This window comes from Bartonella sp. MU37NMGALS (assembly GCF_042194015.1).
Classification (GTDB): domain Bacteria; phylum Pseudomonadota; class Alphaproteobacteria; order Rhizobiales; family Rhizobiaceae; genus Bartonella; species Bartonella grahamii.
In genome coordinates this window covers 24,239-46,073 of sequence record NZ_JBHIML010000005.1, presented here as the reverse complement: position 1 = coordinate 46,073, position 21,835 = coordinate 24,239, and the positions used below count along the sequence as shown (strand labels likewise).

The following is a 21,835-nucleotide window of genomic DNA, read 5'->3' as shown; positions in this document are numbered from 1 at the left end:
GCATGAGGTAATGCATAATCTCTTCATAAGATATTACCGTGGATGCTTTGGAAAGCTGCAAAAACGAATCAAAAGAAAATATTTTTTTACTTTTTAAGCTTTTTATTCCTCTCAAATTGATTGTATAGTTGCTTTGGAAATTACACAAACAGACCCGATACAATAATCTACCCTCGTCTAGCAAAAGCTATTACAGCAAGAAAAGTAGGCGCTTTATTAAGCAAGCAATATCATAAAACGACCAATAGATCAGCAATGGAGTGGAAAGGACGTACTGAATTTATAATAGCACCCAACCACGCTTTTTTAAAAGGACAACGCGCTTTAAGATGAAAACCTTCCACTAATAAATCCGTAAGTTCTTATCTTTTTTACTAGAGAATTATATAGATAAAAAATCAAGGCATTTTTTCTTAAAACAGCTGTAGCCAATTGACCTTTGTTTTTTTGTTTAGCTTATTTATAGAAGCAACTTGATCGAATGGCATCGGCTTATCAACCATGATAGGACCAATTTCTGGCAATTTAACTGCAACAGTTTTATTACGTTGTTCCTGTTCAACAGCAGCTGCTTTAGCTAATTCTTCTTTGTTTCCTGTATTACGCTTCTCTTTTAACAAAACAGTTTCTCTTTTTTTCAAAGCATTTTCTGACGCTAATGAATATGAGGCAGCATTTCCAGGAGTATAAGAGGCCATTAAATATGCACCATCATAATAGCCAACGGGTGCTTCAGCAATATATTCTACTTTAACATCTGTGACCCCCCTATCTACATACCCCAGTATTGCCGCAGCTTGCCTTGATAAATCAATGATTCTGTCTTTCATAAAAGGTCCGCGATCATTCACTCTAACAATGATTGAAGATCCATTTTTCAAATTAGTAACACGAGCATAGCTAGGTAAAGGCATTGTAGGATGAGCAGCAGTCAAAAGATTCATGTCATAAATTTCACCGTTGGCAGTTAAACGTCCATGAAAATCTGAACCATACCATGATGCTTCGCCAACACGTTTATAAGTCGGATCATTTTGAGGATAATACCACTTTCCTTTTATTTGATAAGGTTTACCAACAACAGCTCGTCCACGCTTTTTTTCTTCCGATTGTTTCTTCTTATTGGATACTTGTTGAGGTAGGACAGAAGTGTTCACGTCAATTGGTTTATTATGATAGGAATCTTTTATTGAAAAATTCATAGTTTGGCTTGCGCAACAAGATACCAGTGACTGAGAAATGACGATCATAGAAAACAATTGAAGTGTTGGTTTAATAATAAAAGTAAATTTCTTTTTTCTATTTGAAGGCATCTATTCAGTCCACTTATTTCTGTTAAGTACTACTGTAAAAACCACGTCACGCTGTCACGCTTTCTGTACGCGACGGAAGAATTTACGTTTTTAAATGATTTCCCTCGCGCATATACCACTCTTGAATTTGTCCCTTTTATCAAGAAATTAACACATTGTTAACCTTTTTATGATTTTCGTAAGAAATAAATGTACTATAGTAGATGTTAAAAAGAATAAAAAATAAACAAATCAACATCTTATAGAAAAGTCATTTCATAATATAAACTGTGAATAAGTGGTGATTTTAGCAACTTGTTTTGCGAATCATGTAATGCAGTAGGTATAAAAAAATCAATCTATAGATTGAGAAAAGGAGCAACCATATGTGCTGCCAATATAGGTACAACCGTATCGTAAGCTTAAAGCTCTTTGTTGTTGGACAGGAGACAGCATAGCATCGCTCTATTCCAAAATACCTGATAGAAAATGACTGGCTATAGAATCAATAAGAAACCCCAAAAAGAATCAAAACAAGAAAGATTCTTAAATTTTTGTATAGTCTATTGATATTATTTAAAGTTGGTGAGCGCGCAGGGATTCGAACCCTGGACCTACTGATTAAAAGTCAGTTGCTCTACCAGCTGAGCTACGCGCTCTCACACAAGCTATCTAGTTTGGAGACTATCTAATTTGCAGAAAGTGAAGGGAACATACGGTTGACTTTTCATTTGGTCAACACCTTTTGAAGAAAAATATTATTATTTTCTTCAGTTATCAATAATTTTCCGGTTTCCCTCCCTTTTTTCATCATTGTATAGGTACTCTTTAATCTTCTTTTTGAAGTTTCAATCAAGGAATAATTTCACTGCGAAATATTGCATAGATTCGAAGCGCTAAAATTATAAGAAATTACCCCTTCCCTCACATGGCTTGTTGAGCATAATGGATAGAGAAGAAAAATACTTTTTACTGTAATATCATTTTCTCACTTGAGTGAGAGATCTCAAATACTGTGAGATTCTCTCATTTCAAATCTGTTTATCTTGAAACAATAAAAAGCATTTTTTTGACCGATACAAGTGAGAGAATAAAACTATAAAAAAGAAATGAAAATACCTTCCTTTCAATAACTAAAAATTATCGCAACATTAGGGTTCAGTAAAATAGTATATAGCGGTTGGCACGTTAGACCTGAAAATGGGATAATGAGAAACAATTGCATTTTGAGGGTGTGATTTTTATTCATGCATAATGAATATATAACGAAAGCCAATTTATTCTATAGAATAAAGCAGACATGAAGCAAAAATTTAGTGTTGGATAATTCAGTCACAGCTATAGAGTACTTTTATACATTGTTTAATATTAATGTAGATATATAATATATAAATAATAATTTAAATATGTCTATAAATAAATGTATTGCTTCATTAACTTAAATTATAAGATCAAAAATAAATAAAATAATTTTGATTTTGCGAGAAAAATTTGTAAAAGTGTTATATATACATGTATTTTTACTTTACTCCTTTTTTATTATTTTGATTGGAATATTGAATGCTAACATGTAAACAATATGAGCTACTCTTGTTTATTCATAACCATATAAAAGAAACAGGTGTTCCTCCTTCTTTTGAAGAAATGAAAAATGCATTAGAACTTTCTTCAAAGTCTGGTATTCATAAGCTCATTATAGCCTTAGAACAACGAGGGTTTATACGTCGTTTACCCAATCGCGCTCGTGCAGTGGAAGTGATTCGACTCCCTGAGAAAATAACATTTAATCTTTCTTTAGCACGTAAAATTTCTCCCAATATGATAGAAAGAAATAAAAGGGAAATATCAAAAAGCTTGAGTAACCTTGACAACTTTGATGAAGAAGAAAAAAAAAATATCACCATTCCTATCATGGGACGTATTTCTGCGAGCGTGCCCGCCTCTGCTATACTACAACAAATAAACACTCTTTCTCTCCCACGCAATATGGTTAATACAGGTGAGCACTACGCATTAGAAGTTAAAGATAATTCTATGATGGAGGCTGGTATCCTTGATAAAGATACGATCATTGTGAAACGTCAAAATACAGCAATAACAGGTGAAATTATTGTTGCGTTTATTGATAAAAAAGAAGCCACATTAAAACGTTATCGACGCAAAGGCGCTTCTATTGCATTAGAAGCCGCAAATCCTCATTATGAAGCACGTACATACGAATCCGAGCGTGTAGAAATACAAGGTAAACTTACCGGACTTATTCGCAAATATTAAAAATAAACCTTATAGTACGCGATAGATATCGCAATAAGAAGCTGTTGAGTATTTTTTATTGCGCCACACGCAGTTGATTTCCTCTCCACGGCCAAAGGATGCCCCAATTCGGTCTATAAACAATTCAGATCCTTATCGAGCGGGTTTCATTTTCCCTTCCCTCCATGTCCTTCACTTACGCAAGGCGTGACAAGTAAGCTTTAAAATATTCACCACGTACTTTATAAAAGAACTTGAATGCTTTGAAGGAAGCAGCCTTATATCATCGTCCTCAATAAAAGAATTTTACGATATAATAAGATAAAATTGTATGCATGCATAAAAATACATAAAATTTTGTAGAAAAAAATCAAATAACTTTGTAACAGATTGTATTGCATAGGTATAAAAATAAAGAACATTATTTTTAAGTTATAAAAAGCCTAACTCAATCATTCATAGTAATTGTAGGATCATCATGGTAGCACCTCGTATTAGTTTTGTCTCCCTCGGATGCCCAAAAGCACTCGTAGATTCTGAGCGAATTATTACACGCCTTCGCTCTGAAGGGTATGAAATTTCACGTCAACATCAAGGAGCTGATGTCGTTATTGTGAATACCTGTGGCTTTCTTGACTCGGCAAGGAGAGAATCATTAGCCAATATTGATGAAGCTCTCAAAAAAAATGGAAAAGTTATTGTAACAGGGTGTCTTGGTGCTGATCCTGACGTTATTCGCCAAACGTATCCTAATGTATTGGCTATTACAAAACCGCAAGCTTATGAAAGTGTTATAGAAGCTGTTCATACAGCAATTCCTCCTGTTCATGATCCTTTTCTTGATTTAGTTCCTCCCCAAGGTATTCGTTTAACACCTCGCCATTACGCCTACTTAAAGATTTCTGAAGGATGCTCTAACCAGTGTAGTTTTTGTATCATCCCTACTCTGCGTGGTGATCTCACTTCACGTCCCATCAGCGATGTTCTTCGTGAAGCTGAAAAACTCGTGCAAGCGGGTGTAAAAGAACTTTTAGTTATTTCACAAGATACAAGTGCTTATGGTATTGATCTTAAATATCTCGAAAATTCTTGGAAAGATCGTACAATCAAAACAAAATTCTTTGATCTTTGTCGCGAACTAGGCGATATGGGTATTTGGATACGTATGCATTACGTTTATCCTTATCCCCATGTTGATGAAGTTATCGAACTTATGGCTGCAAAAAAAATTCTTCCTTATCTGGATATTCCTTTTCAGCATGCATCACCAGCTGTTTTGCGTCATATGAAGCGTCCTGCACTCATAGAAAAAACAAACCGTAGAATTGAAAAATGGCGAAAAATATGTCCAGATCTTGCTTTGCGATCAACATTTATTGTTGGTTTTCCTGGTGAAACGAATGAAGATTTTAATATCCTGTTAGAATGGTTAGAAGAAGCAAAAATTGAACGCGCTGGGTGCTTTAAATATGAAGAAGTAAAAGGAGCAGCCGCAAATGATTTGGGATTAGAAAATATTCCTGAAGAGGTGAAAGAAAATCGCTGGCATCGTTTTATGGCAAAACAACAACAAATTTCCACACATCTTTTAAAGAAAAAAATTGGAAAAAGACTCCAAGTGCTTATCGATGAAAGTCAAGGAAAAGTTGCCAAAGGTCGTAGTCAATATGATGCTCCAGAAATAGATGGTGTTGTCCATATATCATCACGACGCCCGTTGCGTGTTGGTGAATTTGTCAGCGTTAAAATTGAACAGTCGGATGCCTATGATCTTTATGGTGTAGCAGTTTGAAAATTTAACTTCTTCCCTGTCCTCAATGATGAAGATTTCTATCGGCATTGGTTTATAAAAAGATCAGCTACTCACAATCGAACTTGATCACTTATGTAACTCACTTCATAAGAATTCACGAGCAATCGTTACCCTGAATGTTTCTATACACTAATACAAAGCAGTTATGTATTCTCTTAATTTAATGCCTTAAATGAGCCTTAAACGACGATGACGGCGGCGCAAAAGAATAAAATCCACAAGGTTCACCATTTTTACTTAACAAAAGAGCAAATCGACAATCGTACTATTTTCCCATTTTTCATATTGCGACAGTTATTAATAAGTGAAAGGAAACTTTTTTCAATAGTGTTTTATGCACACAAAAATTTCCTTTGTGATATGCAGGCGGATGTTTTTTATGGATGCAATATAAGAGAATTTGAAACAAAATAATCTTACGGTATTTAAATTAAAAAACATAAATTATCATTATAAATAAGTATCTTATCTTAAACTCTTTGAACTTATTTTTTAATATCTAATCTTTATTAACAGGTCTTAAAATTAAAGAATTTCTTATCAAGCAAATGACTTGGGCGTACATTTGTTAAAGCGCGAATCATCGTATCTTTACGTCCTGGCATTTGCCTTTCGATATTTTTCAGCATTTCTTTCATTGCATTACGTTGTAAACCATCTTGACTACCGCAAAGATTACAAGGAATAATCGGAAATTGCATTGCTTGAGAAAATTTTTCCATATCCTCCTCAGCTGCATAAACAAGAGGACGTAACACAAAAAGATCTCCTTCATCATTTTTAAGTTTTCCAGGCATGGCAGCTAATCGGCCACCGTGAAACAAATTCATAAAAAATGTTTCTAAAACATCATCACGATGATGACCTAAAACTAATGCAGAACATCCCTCTTCACGTGCAATACGATAGAGATTACCACGTCGTAATCGAGAACAAAGTGAACAATATGTCTGCGACTCTGCCAATTTATCTGTAACAATGGAATAAGTATCCTGATATTCAATACGATATGGAATTTTATAAGAACTTAAAAAGTCTGGAAGAATATGCTTAGGGAATCCTGGTTGCCCTTGATCAAGATTACAGGCAAGAATTTCAACGGATAAAATCCCTCGCCATTTTAAGTCTAAAAGAAGCGCTAATAAACCATAAGAGTCTTTTCCACCCGATAAAGCAACAAGCCATTTTTTTCCTGTAGAGAGCATAGAAAAATCATCCAAAGCTTGTCGCATATGACGCAAAAGTCGTTTGCGCAATTTATTAAATTCTACGCTTGAAGGAGCAACACGAAACATTGGATGACAACTATCTGCTTCGCTTATTAAAGGATCATCTCTCCCTTCGTTTTCTTCTATTGCCTGATATTCAACTGAAACATCATTCATAATACCATATCCTGCACAATAACAGCTCGTTTTGCAAAGATAAAAACAAATATTAAAGCAAGCTTACATTTATGTTTTTTGAATTCATAAATTAGATACACAAAAAAGAAATGGAACTATATAAGTTTATGGCTATAAAACATAGCAATAAACTTAATATAGAACCATTCACAAAAAAACACTTATTAACTTCAAAGATTGTAAAAACAACACAATATTTTGAAGTTATAATAATAGAAGAGAAAAACAACTTCTCTTGCAGAAAAATTATCGAGAATAAAATTCAACAACCAAATTAGGTTCCATTTGCACAGCATAAGGAACATCTGCAAAAGCAGGAATACGCGTAAAGGTTGCTTTCATCTGTTTATGATCTGCTTCAATATAATCAGGGACATCACGTTCTGCCAATTGCACTGATTCTAAAACTAAAACAAGTTGTTTTGATTTTTCCCGAACCTCAATAACATCACCAGGTTTACAACGATAAGATTGAATATTTGTGCGCCGACCATTTACATTAACATGACCGTGATTGATAAATTGGCGAGAAGCGAAAATCGTAGGCACGAATTTTGCACGATAAACAACAGCATCCAAACGCGATTCTAACAGACCGATAAGATTTTCACCAGTATCGCCCCGTCGACGAGCAGCCTCTTCATAGGTTTTATGAAATTGTTTTTCTGAAATATCTCCATAAAACCCTTTCAATTTCTGTTTAGCACGCAACTGCACCCCATAGTCAGAAAGTTTTCCTTTACGACGCTGTCCATGCTGACCTGGACCATAATCACGACGATTGACAGGAGATTTTGGACGACCCCAAATATTTTCTCCCATACGACGGTCAATTTTATACTTTGTTGTTTCGCGTTTACTCATCGCATTTCCTTATAAAATAAAACACGAGATCTTAAGATCCCAAGGAAACGCGCCCTCCTCTGCCTTTAAATACTAAAGACTGACAGAATACCTTAACATATTAATATGCAAAGTTATCCACGGGACACGTCAATTAATGCTATTTTCTTGAAAAAATAGCTAGATCATCATTATTGGTCTCGTAACCCAAAGTCAACTCCTTTCATGAGTTTTAAGCCAAATCCTTTAAACAAATTCTCCGTTAAAGAAGTGATATTTTTCGATGTTAACAACGCAAAATCTTGATATTTCTTTATATATTGATCGTGTACTTTTTCCGACAGTGGTAATAATGATCTGATATGTTTGGCAATCGCTTTCGCCGGATCAATCCACTCAACGGACCATAAAGCATGTTCACGAAAGAAGTTAATCAAAAAAGGATAATGTGTGCAGGCTAAAACAATAACATCAGTATATTGTCCATTTTTTTCCACAAAACATGGCAGGATTTCTTTTCTTAACTCTTCTGAATCGATAGATTTTCCCCGTAAATAATCTTCAGCAAATCCAGCCAGTTTTTTACTTCCCACAAGCTGAACATGACACTGTCCAGCAAAAGAGTTAATTAATTCATTTGTATAGGCACGTTTAACTGTTCCAGGAGTAGCTAATACGGAAATAAAACCAGATTTTGTTTGTTCAGCAGCTGATTTAATTGCAGGAACCGTTCCTACAAAAGGGACATGAGGAAAATTCTGTCGTAAATCTGCCATCATCAGTGTAGAAACGGTGTTGCAAGCAATCACACATAAGGCTGGATTGTAGCGTGTTAAGAGATTTGTAAAAATCTTTAAAATACGCTCTTTCAAAATATTTTCTTTCCAATTTCCATAAGGAAATCCTGCATCATCAGCAACATAGATAAACTGCATTTCAGAGATAAGAATACGTGCTTCCCTGAACACTGTTAAACCACCAATACCGCTATCAAAAAAAAGAACAGGTCGTTCATCCATTAATTTTCACACTTATTTTTATTTTTTTTACGATCACGCTCTTCAGGTGCTCTACTCCCCCGTGGATATTGTGGCGAAAAATGATCCAAAGAAGATATAATGCCTCGTAATAAACGAACCTCAGGTTCACTAAAGTTAGCGCGCGTAAAAACAGAGCGCAAATTTGCAAGCATTACTTCTTTGCGCTCAAGGGGTCTAAAATACCCACGGATATTCAAAGCCTCTTCTAACTGAGATAAAAAACCATGAAATATTGTTTTATTTGCAGGTTCCATCTCTGCGGCACGAAATGCCGTATCACTGACATTCTCTAGACCTGTTTTCATCCATTCGTAAGACATCAAAAGAACCGCTTGCGCAATATTAAGTGACGCAAAAGCAGGATTAACTGGAAAAGTAATAATTTCATCAACAAGGCTGATTTCATCATTTTCTAATCCCCATCTCTCTCTTCCAAAGACAATACCTGTCTTATGTCCGATACTTTCACGCTGACGTAATACGTTTGCTGCTTCGACAGCACTTTTTACAGTTTTAAATCCGCATCTTTCACGTGCTGTTGTGGCAAAAACATAGTGTAAATCTGCAATTGAATCACGCAATGTATTAAAAATCACAGTGTTGTTAATGACATGATCAGCTTTACTTGCAGCAGCTATAGCTTTTTCATTTGGAAACATTTCTCGAGGTTTGACTAACCGAAGCTTAGAAAGCCCAAAATTTGCCATTGCCCTTGCGACCATACCAATGTTTTCAGGAAGCTGCGGTTCAACTAAAATAATAATGGGACCATTTGTTAAATTTTCACGATTCTTATTCGTTCCAGCCATCAATCTTACCTAGTTTCACTTAAACTATCTCCCTCTCCACTATTTTTTACGAAACCTTCTTCACAGTACTCTAATGCTGTTTAATAATAAATTATAGACAATGTTATCTTTTCACTCAAAGATAATAAATTTTAAAAGCCATTAAAGTGAACGATGGAATTTATAACAATTTATATAGGATATCGTAGCGTTTTTTACATCAATTTTATCTTTTTTATAAGGAATAGCTCCTACAAATCATAATCTCAGTTGAATTATGAAATCATAAATCCTAAAAAAGGGATATGCACTTTATTCCCAAACTTTTTCCTGCAAAGCTTATCCGTCGTTATAAACGTTTCCTTGCGGATGTTCAACAAGATGATCAGCATGTCCTCACCGTGTCTGTACCTAATACAGGATCAATGCTTGGATTAACAGCTTTCAACTCCAATATCTGGCTTTCATATCATAATAACATCAAACGAAAATATGCCTATCAATTAGAAATTATTGAAGCCGATAATACTTTGGTTGGCATTAATACTGCTTTACCCAATAAACTTGCATTAGAAGCAATTCAAAACGGATTACTACCAGAATTAAGTGGATATAAAACAATTTTAAAAGAACAACGCTATGGAACACAATCACGAATTGACTTTCTTTTACGTGATGACATTCTTCCTGACTGTTACCTAGAAGTCAAAAATGTTCATTTTATTCGTCAAAAAGGATTAGCAGAATTTCCTGATAGTAAAACAAAACGTGGAGCACGTCACCTTGATGAGCTCATAGGAGTTGTACAACAAGGAAAAAGAGCTGCTATGCTTTATATTATTCAACGAGAAGATTGCGCAGCTTTTACAATCTGTCATGATCTTGATCCACTCTATGGACGTAAGTTTGATTTAGCATTAAAATCAGGAGTAGAATGTTATGCTGTAAAGTGTCACGTAAGTGTAGAAGGCATTTTTCCGATTCAGAGAGTAAAAATAGAAAATAGAAGAAACAATGACTGAGTATATCGAATATAATAAAAGCCCTTTAAAATTTAATGGAAAAATCCGCATTTTCGATGATTATGCTTTTGCTAAAATGCGTGAAGTTGGTCGCATTGCTGCAGAATGCCTTGATGCGCTTACGGATATTATTAAGCCAGGCGTTACTACGCAAGAAATTGATGATTTTGTATTTATTTTTGGTGCTAGTAGAGGAGCACTTCCTGCTGATCTAAATTACCATGGATACAGCCATTCATGCTGCACATCTATCAATCACGTTGTCTGTCATGGTATCCCCAATAAAAGACCTTTGCAAGAAGGCGATATTGTAAATGTTGATGTAACCTTTATCCTTGATGGTTGGCATGGAGATTCAAGCCGAATGTATCCTGTTGGAAAAATTAGACGTGCAGCAGAACGCTTGCTAAAAATAACCTATGAAAGTCTTATGAAAGGAATCACTGTCGTTAAGCCTGGAGCAACGACAGGTGATATTGGGGCAGCCATTCAACAGTATGCAGAATCTGAACGATGCTCAATTGTGAGAGATTTTTGCGGACATGGTATCGGCCAGCTTTTTCATGATGCTCCCAATATCCTCCATTATGGAAATCCTGGAGAAGGAGTCGAATTAAAACAAGGTATGATGTTTACAATTGAGCCTATGATTAACCTTGGTAAACCACAAGTTAAGATTTTATCTGACGGTTGGACTGCTGTTACCCGTGACCGTTCTCTGACAGCACAATACGAACATACAATTGGTGTTACAAATGAAGGGTATGAAATATTTACACAATCTCCTAAAAATATTTTTTATATTCCAAATTTTCATACCTAACGCAATGTAGAGATGTTATGGCTAAAAAATTAAATCAAAAGGAAGATACTCAAAGTAATCACTTTGCATTAACATCGAGTTCTCCACTCACCCCAGTATCAGAAAGAAAAAGTGAAGAGCCTCAGAAAAACGCACAGCTTCATAAACATTATCAAGGACATCGTGAGCGTCTTCGGAAGCGTTATTTAAAGTCAAAAGGAAATGCAATCGAAGATTATGAATATCTTGAATTATTGCTTTTTCGCACAATACCCCGTGCAAACACAAAGCCCATAGCTAAAAATTTGATAGCACGTTTTGGTTCATTAGCTGATGTGTTGGGAGCAGATATTCACCGACTTCAAGAAATTCCAGGATGTGGTCCTGCCACTGCAATTGATTTAAAAATTATTTCAGATGTTGCTGGACGTCTTGCTCGTGCGCAATTGTTTAAACGCGATATCTTTTCATCATGGGATAAAGTGTTAGCTTATTGTAAAGCTGTTATGGCTCACGAAACACGTGAACAATTTCGTATTTTGTTTCTTGATAAGAAAAACGGCTTACTTGCTGATGAGGTGCAACAAACTGGAACCATTGATCATACCCCTGTTTATCCTCGTGAAGTTATTTCTCGAGCTTTAGAGTTATCCGCATCAGGACTTATCTTAGTCCACAATCACCCTTCTGGCGATTCTACCCCCTCTGATGCAGATATAACAATGACATATAGATTAAAAGATGCAGCAAATGCATTAGGCATTATCATCCATGACCACCTTATTATTGCACGAAATAACCATACGAGCTTTAAAGCGTTAAAACTTATATAAATCTTATGGGATAAAAAGATTCATTCAACTATGAATAACGAATCAATTTTCTAAATCAATATCTAATATAGCCATTGAGAAATTATAAGAGAGCTCATCTTCATCTTCATCTCGATAGATAATGCCTAAAAACTCATCTCCCATATAAACCTCACAAGAATCACTCTTTTTAGGCCGTGCTCTGACTTGCAATGCTGAGTTTTGGAATATATTTTTTAAATAATTATCAAGTTTTTTTATTTCATCAGCATTCACTATGCTCTCCTGTTTTTTTGAAACGACTAAAATAATTGCGTGTCGCGCAAATAAGACACTCCCATGATTCTGTAAAGTCAGTAAAAAATCTTAATCTAAGCATTTACTTAATATTACATATATCTACAACGTTCTTTATACATTCATAAAGAAATTTTACAAAAGGTCTATCATTATTAAATATACCCGTATAGATTAAAAAATGGCAAAAAACTGTATATTTTTAATAATTTTACTTTATTTCCAATTTTAGCATCTGCGTTTAGAATGCATATTCGTAAGAAAAATTGATCAATAATTTCTAATTTTTTCCTTTTATAAAAAATAAAAATAACAATATTTTTTTTATTTAAAACTACATTTTTTAGCAAAAAATATTATTACATCATTCAAAAATAATTCTTTTTAATAACTTTTAAAGTATAATTATCTAACCTTAGAAAAATTACATCTCTAAAAAATATACAAAATAAGCTAATAAGAGTTTATTTTTCTTCTCGTTTTTTATAAAACTTATGTCACAACAGAAAAATTTTTAAATAAGCTTTTTTCAATTTATACGAGATAAAAATACTGAGTATTTTTGTAAATGCTAAAACCTATGAAGAATGCTTATCTTATAGGATAACGAGAAAGAAAATCTATAACACCTTTTTTATAAACTTTATCGCCTACAGCAAGCATATGATCTCGACCAGGAATTGATAAAGCTTCACCACAAGGCAATAAAGCTGCTAATGGCTCTGCAGCACCGCCAATTTCATCTAATGAACCAACGGCAACAAGTGTAGGTTGCTTAATTTTGTAAACTTCAGATGCCGTTAACTCCTGTTTTGATGTAATGATACAAGCAGCAAGAGCGCGCCTATCGCTTTTCGTTTGATCTGCAAATTTACGGAACATTAAACCGCGCATATTGGTAATGGTAGAAATATCTTCTGCTAAAAGTGCCTCAGCAACAGGCTCCCAATTTCCCGCTCCCGTTACCATACCAATACCTAAACCACCAAAAATAACACTGTGTACATATGTTGGATGCAAAAGAGCCATGAAAGCACTAATACGAGCCCCCATAGAATATCCCATAACATGGGCTTTAGATATCTCTAAATGCTGTAGTAACTTTATTGCATCGCCAGCCATAGCTTGAGGTGTATAAAAGACAGGATCATAACTTTTAACTGAATCTCCGTGACCGCGATTATCAAGAGCAATAACACGATATCCTGCTTCAGTGAGAATACGAAACCAACCCGTTGCATACCAATTCACTCGTGCAGAAGATCCAAAACCATGGATCAACAAAACAGGTGCGCCCTGCCCTTCTTCTCGATAAGCAAATCGCAAACCATTATATTCAAAAAAACGAATATCTTCAGCGGTCATTTTTTATTGCACTTCCCACAAAGTACAGGATGAATAACACGTTGCCCTTTTTGTATCTTTTTTTCAGAAACTTCACCAGCGTTGATCTCAAGTGCAAAAGCTGCAGGAACTTCTGATGAAATGGTATTTGTCGAAAATGGAGAAGTGTTTTCAATAATCGATACAATAATTCCCTCAGAGTTTAAGAAAATCATATCTAAAGGTAAAGGCGTATTTGCCATCCACATAAAAATTTTCTGTTCATCTCCCGATTGAGAACTTTTTAGCTGCTTAAAGAGCATTGCACGATCGCGTGGAAAATCAGTCCGATACATTAAACCAGCTGCTGCTTGAGACGGCGTAAAAGCAACCTCTACCTTATAAAAAACCGTACCTTGCTTTGTATGTATTTCTAAAGGAATCGGATGAACAGGAATTTCTATGGGCTTTTTTGCTACAACAACACGCATTTCTAACATAAAAAGCATTACCAGTAAAACAATATGCCGCTTTTTAAAAGGCTTTAACATTCTTGTCTCCACCACAGAAAAATTTAAAATTTTGTTTCTAAAATAAAAAGTACCAGAGTTTAAAAGTCAAAAAAATAAGAGGATTGCTTCCTTGTTGTTTTCTATTTTCTTTCAACGTAATATGCGCAACTTTCTCCATTTGGTTTATGGATTCACTAGAGTCATATTCTCTTTAAAAATCTACCCTATAGCAATTTACGGAATAACCACCTTTAAAAACATAGAAAACATACTGTTTTCATTCGTGAAATTCAATGTGTCGCTAAAGGAATGCCTATATCCGGATAAATCTCTGCTGTCATTAAACCTTTTTCTCCTTTACCAAAACGTACAAGAACAACTTGGCCGGAACGAAGCTCTGCTAAACCAAAACGGCGCAACGTTTCCATATGAATAAAAATATCTTCTGTTCCTTGCCCACGACTAAGAAAACCGTATCCTTTGTCACGATTAAACCATTTAACAATTGCACGTTCTAGTCCACTTTCTGGAGTAACAACAACATGGGTACGGGCTGGAACTTCTGATGGATGAATTGCTGAAGAACAATCTATGGATTTCACCTGAACGCACTTTAACCCTCTTTCAGTTTTTTCCACAGCACAAATAACTTTAGCTCCCTCTAAAGCTGTTTGAAAACCATCTCTTCGCATTACCGTAACATGCAATAATATATCGGGGAAATGAGGTAAATCAGGTACAATAAATCCATATCCCTTACTACCATCAAACCACTTAATGACACCACTGATTTCGATAATCTCCCCACAAGCACCTATACTATCTTCAGATAGGGGACAATCTTTTAATGCATCCTTACTCGTCATAATAACGTGATCCTGTAGCTTATAAATTGTACGATATTGATTCTCTAGGTTTAAGTAAACATTGCTCTTGTATCAACACGCAAGCCCCAAGATAAGATTTCCCCATATTGTCGTATCTTCTATGTTAATGTCAGAGAATATCAACATGAATATTTATAAAACTATTTGATTGTAAGCTTTACATATCTTACAAGGAGTGCCCTACAAAAGAGGTTATATGAAAGGTTTTTTTACATAATGATATTTTCATAAATGTGTAACTTGCATGATGAAGAAGTTCAATATAAGGTGAAAAAACAACAATTCAATTAAGGAAAATGCGCAATGCAATTGAAAAAAATCCTTACGACAATCACAGCATTCATAGCATTTACAGCAAATGTTTATGCAAGTGAACCTATCAAAATTGGTGTTTATCTTCCATTAAGTGGTCAAAATGCATTTGGAGGTCAGCTTGAAATTAGAGGTATAGAATTAGCCCATAAAAAAATTCCAGAAATTTTAGGACGTAAAGTGGAACTTGTTATTATTGATAATAAGTCTGATAAAGTAGAAGCGGCTAATGCTGTTATGCGTTTAACAGCAAGTGAAAAAGTAAGTGGAATCATTGGTAGCTATGGTTCCTCACTTTCGTTGGCAGGTGGTGAAATATCTGAAAAAGCAAAGACTCCAACCATTGCCACTTCCTCAACGAGTCCTCTTGTTACACAGGGTAAAAAATATTATTTCCGCGCTTGTTTTATTGATTCCTATCAAGGGGTGGGAATCGCGACTTATATAAGTCAAACTTTACACGCAAAAAAAGCAGCTATCCTCAAAGATATTTCAAACGATTATGCCATTGGTCTTGCAAGCTACTTTATGCGTGCTTTCAAAAAATTAGGTGGTGAAGTTGTCTCAAATTTAAACTATAATTCCGGCGATCAGGATTTTTCAGCTGTTCTTACGCAAATTATCGCGCAAAAACCTGACATTTTATTCATTCCATCTTACTTTTCTGAGGGTGCTATCATTATGAAACAAGCACGAGAATTAGGAGCAAAGTTTCAAATTATGGGTGGAGATGCTATGGATAATCCAGAAACCATTGCGATTGCAGGAAAAGCTGCAGAAGGTTTCTTACATACAACACTTCCCTATAGTGAGGATATGCCAAATATGTCAGTAGCTGCGCAAGAATTCACAGCAGAATGGAAAAAAGTGTATCCTGACCAAGAGCCGAATATCAATTCTGTTTTGGGATATACGAGTTATATGATGTTCATGAAAGCTATTGAAAATGCTGGTAGCGCTGATCGTGAAAAAATTACTATCGCTCTTAGCAAATTAAAAGATTTTCAAACCCCCTTCGGAGACATGTCAATGGATGAAAATCATAACCCTAAAATTCCTATTGGTATCATTAAAATACAGGATGGAAAACGTGTTTATTTAGAAGAAGTTAAACCTGCTTTTTAATTAAAAAGTTTTAATTATTAAAATGCAAGAATTGGTTGAGGATCTTTTTCTCAACCAAAAACTTAGAAATTTCTTGTTATCCTATGTAAATTAACAAATGTGGAAGGATGAGAGATGAGCACTGAAATGTTCATCCAGTATTTTTTTAATGCACTGGCATTGGGATCTCTTTATGGGCTTATCGCTATTGGTTACACCATGGTCTACGGTATACTGAGACTCATTAATTTTGCTCACGGTGATATCTTTATGCTGGGAGCATATTTTGTTTTCTTTTCCACAATTAGCTTTATGCCTGCTTGGGCAGCACTCCTTCTTTTGTTTCTCGCGGCTCTTATTTATTATTCGGTCTTTATAGGGTTTAAAAAGCGCCCTTCAATTTATTGGATTGCTGTTTTTTTAATCCTTGCGTTAGGTTTTGTTTATTATTTTAAAATTTCTCCACAAGCTTTTACCCCGATTTGGGTTTTAGCTCTTTGTTTTTCTATTTTTATTACAAGTGCAGTGGGTATTGTTGTTGATCAACTTGCCTATAAACCTCTACGCCATGCTCCGCGTATCTCGGCACTTATCGGTGCAATTGGTGTTTCTTTTTTTATTGAAAATCTTTCTACTGTACTCTTTAGTGGTGTTCCAAAAGGTGTAAAACAACCAGATTTTCTTGTAACACCATTTTTATGGCATTTAGGATCAGGAGCAGATGGTATCATTAGAATTGCTCCCATGTCTCTGATCGTTCCCGTTGTGTCATTGATTCTTATTGTTTTACTGTTATGGATTATCCATAAAACAAAACCGGGTCTTGCTATGCGTGCAATCTCCCATGATATTGAAACGACGCGTTTGATGGGTGTGTCTGTCAATAAAGTTATTGCATTTACATTTGGAATAGGCTCAGCTCTTGCCGCTATAGCAGGTATTATGTGGTCTTTACGTTATCCTCAAATTCAGCCTTATATGGGCGTTCTTCCTGGTCTCAAAGCATTTATCGCTGCTGTTATCGGAGGTATTGGTTCGATACCAGGAGCAATGTTGGGAGGATTGTTATTAGGATTTATTGAAATTATGATTATCGCATTTTTCCCCGCGCTATCTGGATATCGAGATGCCTTCGCTTTCATTTTATTGATTCTGATTTTATTGATATTGCCCACAGGATTAATGGGTAAAAAAAGTCAGGAGAAGATCTAATGGCAAAGTCAGTGACAACTGTTTTATCTTGTATAAGTGTTTTAGTTCTCATAGGTTTTTTATTTTATGCTGATAGCCATTTTAATGACTATACGCTTCGTGTCATAAATCTGATTGCTATTAATGCGATATTGGCAATTTCGCTTAATTTGATTTACGGTTTCACAGGTATGTTTTCTCTTGGACATGCTGGATTTATGGCTATTGGTGCTTATGTTTGCGCAATTTTACTTCTTTCCCCTGAACAAAAAGAAATGATGTGGATTCTGGAGCCTATCGCTGAACCATTGTATCATCTGCAATTACCTTTTTTTGTCGCTGTTGTTATAAGTGGTATATGTGCTGCAGTTGTAGGTTTATTGATTGCTTTACCAATATTACGTCTTGGTGGTGATTATCTTGGAATTGCAACATTGGGTTTTGCAGAAATTATTCGCATTGTCATTACGAACGCAACATCGCTTACAAATGGCTCTTTAGGTATCAAGGGAATACCTCAAAATGCAACATTATGGTGGAACTATGGTTGGTTAGCATTTACAGTTCTCTTTATTGTCCTTTTACTGCAAAGCAATACTGGTAACGTATTACGTGCCATTCGTGATGATGAAATTGCTGCGAAAACTATGGGAATTAACGCTTTTTTCTACCGTAGTTTTTCTTTTACTGTTGGAGCGTTTTTTGCAGGTATAGGTGGAGCATTAATGGCTGCTCTTATTTCAACCATTGATCCCAAAATGTTTAATTTTCTTCTAACTTTTAATATTTTGATGATTGTAGTTGCTGGTGGTCTCGGTTCAATTACAGGAAGCATTATTGGCAGCATTATTATTACAGTTATGCTTGAATGGCTTCGTATTATTGAAAGTCCATTTGACTTAGGTTTTATACATATTCCAGAAACACCAGGACTTCGCATGGTTGTTTTTTCTCTTTTATTGCTGGTAATTATCTTGTTTTGGAGAAAAGGGTTGATGGGACAACGAGAATTCTCATGGAATGGAATTTATAGCTTTTTGACACGCAAAAAGCTTTCTAATACTGAGGGAAAGCTATGAACGACACCATCCTTTCACTCAATAATATTATAATGCGTTTTGGCGGATTAGTTGCTGTAAATAATATTAATATGGCAATTAAACGAGGAAGTATTACTGGATTAATTGGTCCTAATGGTGCTGGAAAAACAACAGTTTTCAATATGATTTCTGGATTTTATGCTCCTACAAGCGGCATCATTCTTTTTGATGAGCAAAAAATTTCTGGAGCGCCTCCTTATATTATCTGTAGACGCCATATTGCCAGAACATTTCAAAATATTCGTCTTTTCTCAGGGTTAACGGTTTTGCAGAATGTTATGGTAGGAGCGCATGTTCGACAAAAATATCCTTGGTTTTCTTCAGCTCTATTTTTTTCAAAGGCAATAAAAGAAAAGAAGGAAGTTTATAAAAATTCCTTAGAACTCCTTGAGCAGCTACAACTTGATCACCTTGCTGATCAATCGGCAACAGCTTTACCTTATGGTGTGCAACGACGTCTAGAAATTGCACGCGCGTTAGCCACAAAGCCCAAATTGCTTCTTCTTGATGAACCTGTTGCTGGCATGAATCCACAAGAAAGTGAAGATCTTAGAAAATTCATAGCAAAAGTGCAAAAAGACTTTGATCTTACAATTCTTCTTATTGAGCACGATATGAAAGTGGTTATGGGGCTTTGTCAACATATTTTGGTTATGGAATATGGCTGTTGCATTGCCAATGGTACACCAGATGAAATTCGTAATAACCCTAAAGTTATTGAAGCTTATCTTGGCGGAGATGTTTATGGATATTCTTAAAATAAAAAATCTTTACGTTCATTATGGCGCCATTAAAGCTGTCCAAAATCTTTCTATGTCCATAAAGCGGGGAAGTATTGTCACTTTAATTGGAGCCAATGGTGCAGGAAAAAGCAGTATCGTACGTTCTATTACAGGACTTAATCGCTCTGTTTATGGAAAAATTACCTATAATGGCAAATCTATTATTAAAAAATCACCAGAAGAGATTTTGCGATTAGGTATTGCTCTAAGTCCTGAAGGACGCCGTATCATGCCCCATCTCACTGTTTTAGAGAATCTTCATCTAGGCGCTTATATTCGTCACGATAAGCAGGGAATTTCCCGTGATATTGAATGGATATTTGATCTTTTCCCGCGTCTACGTGAAAGAGCAAAACAGTTAGGAGGAACAATGTCAGGTGGTGAACAACAGATGGTTGCTGTGGGCCGTGCACTCATGAGCAATCCTGATATGGTCATATTAGATGAACCATCGTTGGGGTTGGCACCGCTTCTCGTTCGAGAAATTTTTTCAATTATTCGAAAAATTAATGAGATGGGAAAAACTGTTCTTCTTATTGAACAAAATGCATTTGCTGCGCTTTCTATAGCTGACTATGCTTATATTTTAGAGGTAGGACATATTTTATTTCACGGTGAAGGTAAAACTATGCTCTCCGATTCACGTGTTAAAGAAGCCTATCTTGGTGGATAAAGACTACGAATTGAGGAAATATAGCTCATCCCTCCACCTTTTAAAAAAGCATTTCTCATCCTCAATGAGAAATGCTCCTTTGTGAAGTTTGATTATTACATCCACCATTTTTCTGCACTGAATATCCCTGCTTCTTTTTCAATAATGTGTGCTATCTGAAAAATGACTTCTTCAGCAAAAGGTTTACCAATCAATTGCAATCCTAGAGGCAAACCATTTGATGACAGACCTGCAGGAACAGAGATTCCTGGTAAACCAGCCATATTAACTGGTACCGTAAAAATATCATTAAGATACATTGCTACAGCATCATTTTTTATTTTTTCATCAGCTATACCAAAGGCAGGTGTTAGTGTTGCTGGTGTCAGAATAGCATCAATGCCTGAAGCAAAACATTGATCAAAATCTCGTTTTACGAGTGTTCTTACTTTTTGAGCTCTTAGATAACAGGCATCATAATAACCAGATGAAAGAACATAAGTCCCAACCAAAATACGTCGCTTGACTTCATCACCAAAACCAACAGAGCGCGTGTTTTCATACATCTCAATGATGTCTTTTCCAGGCACGCGTAGACCAAAACGCACACCATCATAACGTGCTAAATTAGAAGAGGCTTCTGCAGGAGCTATAATATAATAAGAAGGTAGAGCATATTTTGTATGGGGCAAAGAAATGTTCTTAATCTCAGTTCCTGCTTCCTTTAACCAACTTATGCCTTTTTGCCAAAGCTCAATAATTTCTGGAGACATTCCATCCATATGATATTCTTTTGGAATACCAATTTTCATTCCTTTAATTGATTGACCAAGATAACTTTCATAATCAGGAACTGGTAATTTCACGGAAGTAGAATCTTTTTCATCAAAAGAGGCCATTGATCTTAGTAAGATAGCACAATCACGAACATCTCTGGCAACAGGTCCAGCTTGATCAAGAGATGAAGCAAATGCAACAACACCCCACCGTGAACAACGTCCATAAGTTGGCTTTATTCCTACAGTTCCAGTAAAAGCTGCTGGTTGACGTATTGAGCCACCTGTATCGGTTGCAGTTGCACCAGCGCAAATTTGTGCAGCAACAGCAGCAGCAGATCCTCCTGAAGAACCACCGGGTACGAGTTTTTCATTCGAGCCTTTTTTTCTCCAGGGATTAATAACGGGACCATAATATGATGTTTCGTTGGATGAGCCCATAGCAAACTCATCCATATTAAGTTTTCCTAACATTACAGCACCGTCTTGCCATAAATTAGCCGTGACAGTTGATTCATAATGCGGTTTAAAACCATCAAGGATATGTGAACAGGCTTGAGTATGAACACCATAGGTTGCAAAAAGATCTTTAATCCCCAAGGGGATTCCTTCTAAAAGCCCTCCCTGCCCTTTCGCTAAGCGACTGTCTGATTCAGCAGCCATTTTCATTGCCTGTTCTGCTGTTATTGTTACATAAGCATTCAAAATTGGATTAGCTAATTCTATTGCTTGTAAATAAGCTTCCGTTAATTCTGTTGCTTTGAGATTTTTCTTTGTTAAATCATCACGAGCTTGCGCAATTGTGAGGGTTGTTAAATCAGTCATATT

At 35.6% G+C, this 21,835-nt stretch carries 20 protein-coding genes and 1 tRNA gene; 10 read left to right on the top strand and 11 right to left on the bottom strand.

The genetic code is table 11. The features are described 5' to 3' along the window. Positions 1-413 precede the first annotated feature (413 nt). Positions 414-1,313, bottom strand: a complete 900-nt coding sequence (locus ACFIJP_RS04310) for a septal ring lytic transglycosylase RlpA family protein (protein ID WP_375625793.1) — start codon at positions 1,311-1,313, stop codon at positions 414-416. 562 nt (positions 1,314-1,875) lie between these two features. Further along, a tRNA-Lys gene (locus ACFIJP_RS04305) sits at positions 1,876-1,951 on the bottom strand. Between the two features lie 901 nt (positions 1,952-2,852). On the opposite strand from ACFIJP_RS04305, the gene lexA reads away from it, so the two are divergent. Continuing rightward, the gene (gene lexA, locus ACFIJP_RS04300) at positions 2,853-3,566 is read left to right on the top strand and encodes a transcriptional repressor LexA (protein ID WP_375625791.1); all 714 of its coding nucleotides are present in this window, start codon (positions 2,853-2,855) and stop codon (positions 3,564-3,566) included. A 457-nt stretch (positions 3,567-4,023) separates the two neighbouring features. Then, positions 4,024-5,337 carry a 30S ribosomal protein S12 methylthiotransferase RimO gene (rimO, locus tag ACFIJP_RS04295; RefSeq protein ID WP_375625789.1) on the top strand — a complete coding sequence of 438 codons (1,314 nt, stop codon included), beginning with the start codon at positions 4,024-4,026 and terminating at the stop codon, positions 5,335-5,337. A gap of 530 nt (positions 5,338-5,867) precedes the next feature. On the opposite strand, the gene ttcA is transcribed toward rimO, so the two are convergent. From ttcA to ACFIJP_RS04275, 4 genes are all read right to left on the bottom strand, one after another. Further along, positions 5,868-6,743, bottom strand: a complete 876-nt coding sequence (gene ttcA / locus ACFIJP_RS04290; RefSeq protein ID WP_375625787.1) for a tRNA 2-thiocytidine(32) synthetase TtcA — start codon at positions 6,741-6,743, stop codon at positions 5,868-5,870. 267 nt (positions 6,744-7,010) lie between these two features. Further along, complete coding sequence (gene rpsD, locus ACFIJP_RS04285; protein WP_273722651.1) at positions 7,011-7,628, bottom strand: 30S ribosomal protein S4; 618 nt, start codon at positions 7,626-7,628, stop codon at positions 7,011-7,013. Positions 7,629-7,798: 170 nt separating this feature from the next. Next, the gene (gene murI, locus ACFIJP_RS04280) at positions 7,799-8,626 is read right to left on the bottom strand and encodes a glutamate racemase (RefSeq protein WP_375625785.1); all 828 of its coding nucleotides are present in this window, start codon (positions 8,624-8,626) and stop codon (positions 7,799-7,801) included. Further along, the gene (locus ACFIJP_RS04275) at positions 8,626-9,456 is read right to left on the bottom strand and encodes an RNA methyltransferase (RefSeq protein ID WP_375625783.1); all 831 of its coding nucleotides are present in this window, start codon (positions 9,454-9,456) and stop codon (positions 8,626-8,628) included. The genes murI and ACFIJP_RS04275 overlap by 1 nt, the downstream gene beginning before the upstream one ends. 284 nt (positions 9,457-9,740) lie before the next feature. Here ACFIJP_RS04275 and sfsA point away from each other — a divergent pair, with 284 nt between their 5' ends. From sfsA to radC, 3 genes are read left to right on the top strand one after another with little or no spacing between them, the layout of a single operon-like run. Next, positions 9,741-10,457, top strand: a complete 717-nt coding sequence (sfsA, locus tag ACFIJP_RS04270; protein WP_375625781.1) for a DNA/RNA nuclease SfsA — start codon at positions 9,741-9,743, stop codon at positions 10,455-10,457. Further along, positions 10,450-11,280 (top strand): type I methionyl aminopeptidase, encoded by an 831-nt coding sequence (map, locus tag ACFIJP_RS04265; protein ID WP_375625779.1) that lies wholly within the window; start codon positions 10,450-10,452, stop codon positions 11,278-11,280. The genes sfsA and map overlap by 8 nt, the downstream gene beginning before the upstream one ends. Before the next feature lie 17 nt (positions 11,281-11,297). Beyond that, a complete protein-coding gene (gene radC, locus ACFIJP_RS04260; RefSeq protein WP_375625778.1) occupies positions 11,298-12,092 on the top strand; it encodes a DNA repair protein RadC in 795 nt (264 codons plus the stop codon). 42 nt (positions 12,093-12,134) lie between these two features. Here radC and ACFIJP_RS04255 read toward each other — a convergent pair whose 3' ends face one another. From ACFIJP_RS04255 to ACFIJP_RS04240, 4 genes are all read right to left on the bottom strand, one after another. Beyond that, positions 12,135-12,347 carry a DUF3126 family protein gene (locus ACFIJP_RS04255; RefSeq protein WP_015856411.1) on the bottom strand — a complete coding sequence of 71 codons (213 nt, stop codon included), beginning with the start codon at positions 12,345-12,347 and terminating at the stop codon, positions 12,135-12,137. Positions 12,348-12,959: 612 nt separating this feature from the next. Further along, positions 12,960-13,733, bottom strand: coding sequence for an alpha/beta fold hydrolase (locus ACFIJP_RS04250; RefSeq protein ID WP_375625776.1), 774 nt, complete (start codon positions 13,731-13,733; stop codon positions 12,960-12,962). Beyond that, positions 13,730-14,242 (bottom strand): DUF192 domain-containing protein, encoded by a 513-nt coding sequence (locus ACFIJP_RS04245; RefSeq protein WP_375625774.1) that lies wholly within the window; start codon positions 14,240-14,242, stop codon positions 13,730-13,732. The genes ACFIJP_RS04250 and ACFIJP_RS04245 overlap by 4 nt, the downstream gene beginning before the upstream one ends. A 251-nt stretch (positions 14,243-14,493) precedes the next feature. Next, positions 14,494-15,069: a cold-shock protein gene (locus ACFIJP_RS04240; protein ID WP_015856414.1), complete on the bottom strand. Its 576-nt coding sequence runs from the start codon at positions 15,067-15,069 to the stop codon at positions 14,494-14,496. A gap of 324 nt (positions 15,070-15,393) precedes the next feature. On the opposite strand from ACFIJP_RS04240, the gene ACFIJP_RS04235 reads away from it, so the two are divergent. The 5 genes from ACFIJP_RS04235 (at position 15,394) to ACFIJP_RS04215 (ending at position 20,252) form a co-directional block, all read left to right on the top strand. Beyond that, on the top strand, positions 15,394-16,527 hold the full coding sequence (locus ACFIJP_RS04235) for an ABC transporter substrate-binding protein (protein WP_375625772.1): 1,134 nt from the start codon (positions 15,394-15,396) through the stop codon (positions 16,525-16,527). A gap of 114 nt (positions 16,528-16,641) precedes the next feature. Then, the gene (locus tag ACFIJP_RS04230; RefSeq protein ID WP_375625769.1) at positions 16,642-17,718 is read left to right on the top strand and encodes a branched-chain amino acid ABC transporter permease; all 1,077 of its coding nucleotides are present in this window, start codon (positions 16,642-16,644) and stop codon (positions 17,716-17,718) included. After that, positions 17,718-18,776 (top strand): branched-chain amino acid ABC transporter permease, encoded by a 1,059-nt coding sequence (locus tag ACFIJP_RS04225; RefSeq protein ID WP_375625767.1) that lies wholly within the window; start codon positions 17,718-17,720, stop codon positions 18,774-18,776. Before ACFIJP_RS04230 ends, ACFIJP_RS04225 begins: the two co-directional genes overlap by 1 nt. Further along, positions 18,773-19,555 (top strand): ABC transporter ATP-binding protein, encoded by a 783-nt coding sequence (locus ACFIJP_RS04220; RefSeq protein WP_375625765.1) that lies wholly within the window; start codon positions 18,773-18,775, stop codon positions 19,553-19,555. The genes ACFIJP_RS04225 and ACFIJP_RS04220 overlap by 4 nt, the downstream gene beginning before the upstream one ends. Continuing rightward, positions 19,542-20,252, top strand: a complete 711-nt coding sequence (locus ACFIJP_RS04215) for an ABC transporter ATP-binding protein (protein ID WP_375625763.1) — start codon at positions 19,542-19,544, stop codon at positions 20,250-20,252. The genes ACFIJP_RS04220 and ACFIJP_RS04215 overlap by 14 nt, the downstream gene beginning before the upstream one ends. 95 nt (positions 20,253-20,347) lie before the next feature. On the opposite strand, the gene gatA is transcribed toward ACFIJP_RS04215, so the two are convergent. Further along, a complete protein-coding gene (gatA, locus tag ACFIJP_RS04210; protein WP_375625761.1) occupies positions 20,348-21,832 on the bottom strand; it encodes an Asp-tRNA(Asn)/Glu-tRNA(Gln) amidotransferase subunit GatA in 1,485 nt (494 codons plus the stop codon). Between the last annotated feature and the right edge of the window lie 3 nt (positions 21,833-21,835).

Excerpts from the sequence above, each read along its gene's own strand:
- radC (WP_375625778.1), top strand. The coding sequence starts at position 11,298 with ATGGCTAAAAAATTAAATCAAAAGGAAGATACTCAAAGTAATCACTTT.
- ACFIJP_RS04275 (WP_375625783.1), bottom strand. The coding sequence starts at position 9,456 with ATGGCTGGAACGAATAAGAATCGTGAAAATTTAACAAATGGTCCCATT.
- rimO (WP_375625789.1), top strand. The coding sequence starts at position 4,024 with ATGGTAGCACCTCGTATTAGTTTTGTCTCCCTCGGATGCCCAAAAGCA.
- rpsD (WP_273722651.1), bottom strand. The coding sequence starts at position 7,628 with ATGAGTAAACGCGAAACAACAAAGTATAAAATTGACCGTCGTATGGGA.
- ACFIJP_RS04250 (WP_375625776.1), bottom strand. The coding sequence starts at position 13,733 with ATGACCGCTGAAGATATTCGTTTTTTTGAATATAATGGTTTGCGATTT.
- ACFIJP_RS04245 (WP_375625774.1), bottom strand. The coding sequence starts at position 14,242 with ATGTTAAAGCCTTTTAAAAAGCGGCATATTGTTTTACTGGTAATGCTT.
- gatA (WP_375625761.1), bottom strand. The coding sequence starts at position 21,832 with ATGACTGATTTAACAACCCTCACAATTGCGCAAGCTCGTGATGATTTA.
- map (WP_375625779.1), top strand. The coding sequence starts at position 10,450 with ATGACTGAGTATATCGAATATAATAAAAGCCCTTTAAAATTTAATGGA.
- ACFIJP_RS04240 (WP_015856414.1), bottom strand. The coding sequence starts at position 15,069 with ATGACGAGTAAGGATGCATTAAAAGATTGTCCCCTATCTGAAGATAGT.
- ACFIJP_RS04220 (WP_375625765.1), top strand. The coding sequence starts at position 18,773 with ATGAACGACACCATCCTTTCACTCAATAATATTATAATGCGTTTTGGC.
- ACFIJP_RS04235 (WP_375625772.1), top strand. The coding sequence starts at position 15,394 with ATGCAATTGAAAAAAATCCTTACGACAATCACAGCATTCATAGCATTT.
- ACFIJP_RS04225 (WP_375625767.1), top strand. The coding sequence starts at position 17,718 with ATGGCAAAGTCAGTGACAACTGTTTTATCTTGTATAAGTGTTTTAGTT.
- ACFIJP_RS04230 (WP_375625769.1), top strand. The coding sequence starts at position 16,642 with ATGAGCACTGAAATGTTCATCCAGTATTTTTTTAATGCACTGGCATTG.
- lexA (WP_375625791.1), top strand. The coding sequence starts at position 2,853 with ATGCTAACATGTAAACAATATGAGCTACTCTTGTTTATTCATAACCAT.
- murI (WP_375625785.1), bottom strand. The coding sequence starts at position 8,626 with ATGGATGAACGACCTGTTCTTTTTTTTGATAGCGGTATTGGTGGTTTA.
- ACFIJP_RS04215 (WP_375625763.1), top strand. The coding sequence starts at position 19,542 with ATGGATATTCTTAAAATAAAAAATCTTTACGTTCATTATGGCGCCATT.
- ACFIJP_RS04310 (WP_375625793.1), bottom strand. The coding sequence starts at position 1,313 with ATGCCTTCAAATAGAAAAAAGAAATTTACTTTTATTATTAAACCAACA.
- sfsA (WP_375625781.1), top strand. The coding sequence starts at position 9,741 with ATGCACTTTATTCCCAAACTTTTTCCTGCAAAGCTTATCCGTCGTTAT.
- ttcA (WP_375625787.1), bottom strand. The coding sequence starts at position 6,743 with ATGAATGATGTTTCAGTTGAATATCAGGCAATAGAAGAAAACGAAGGG.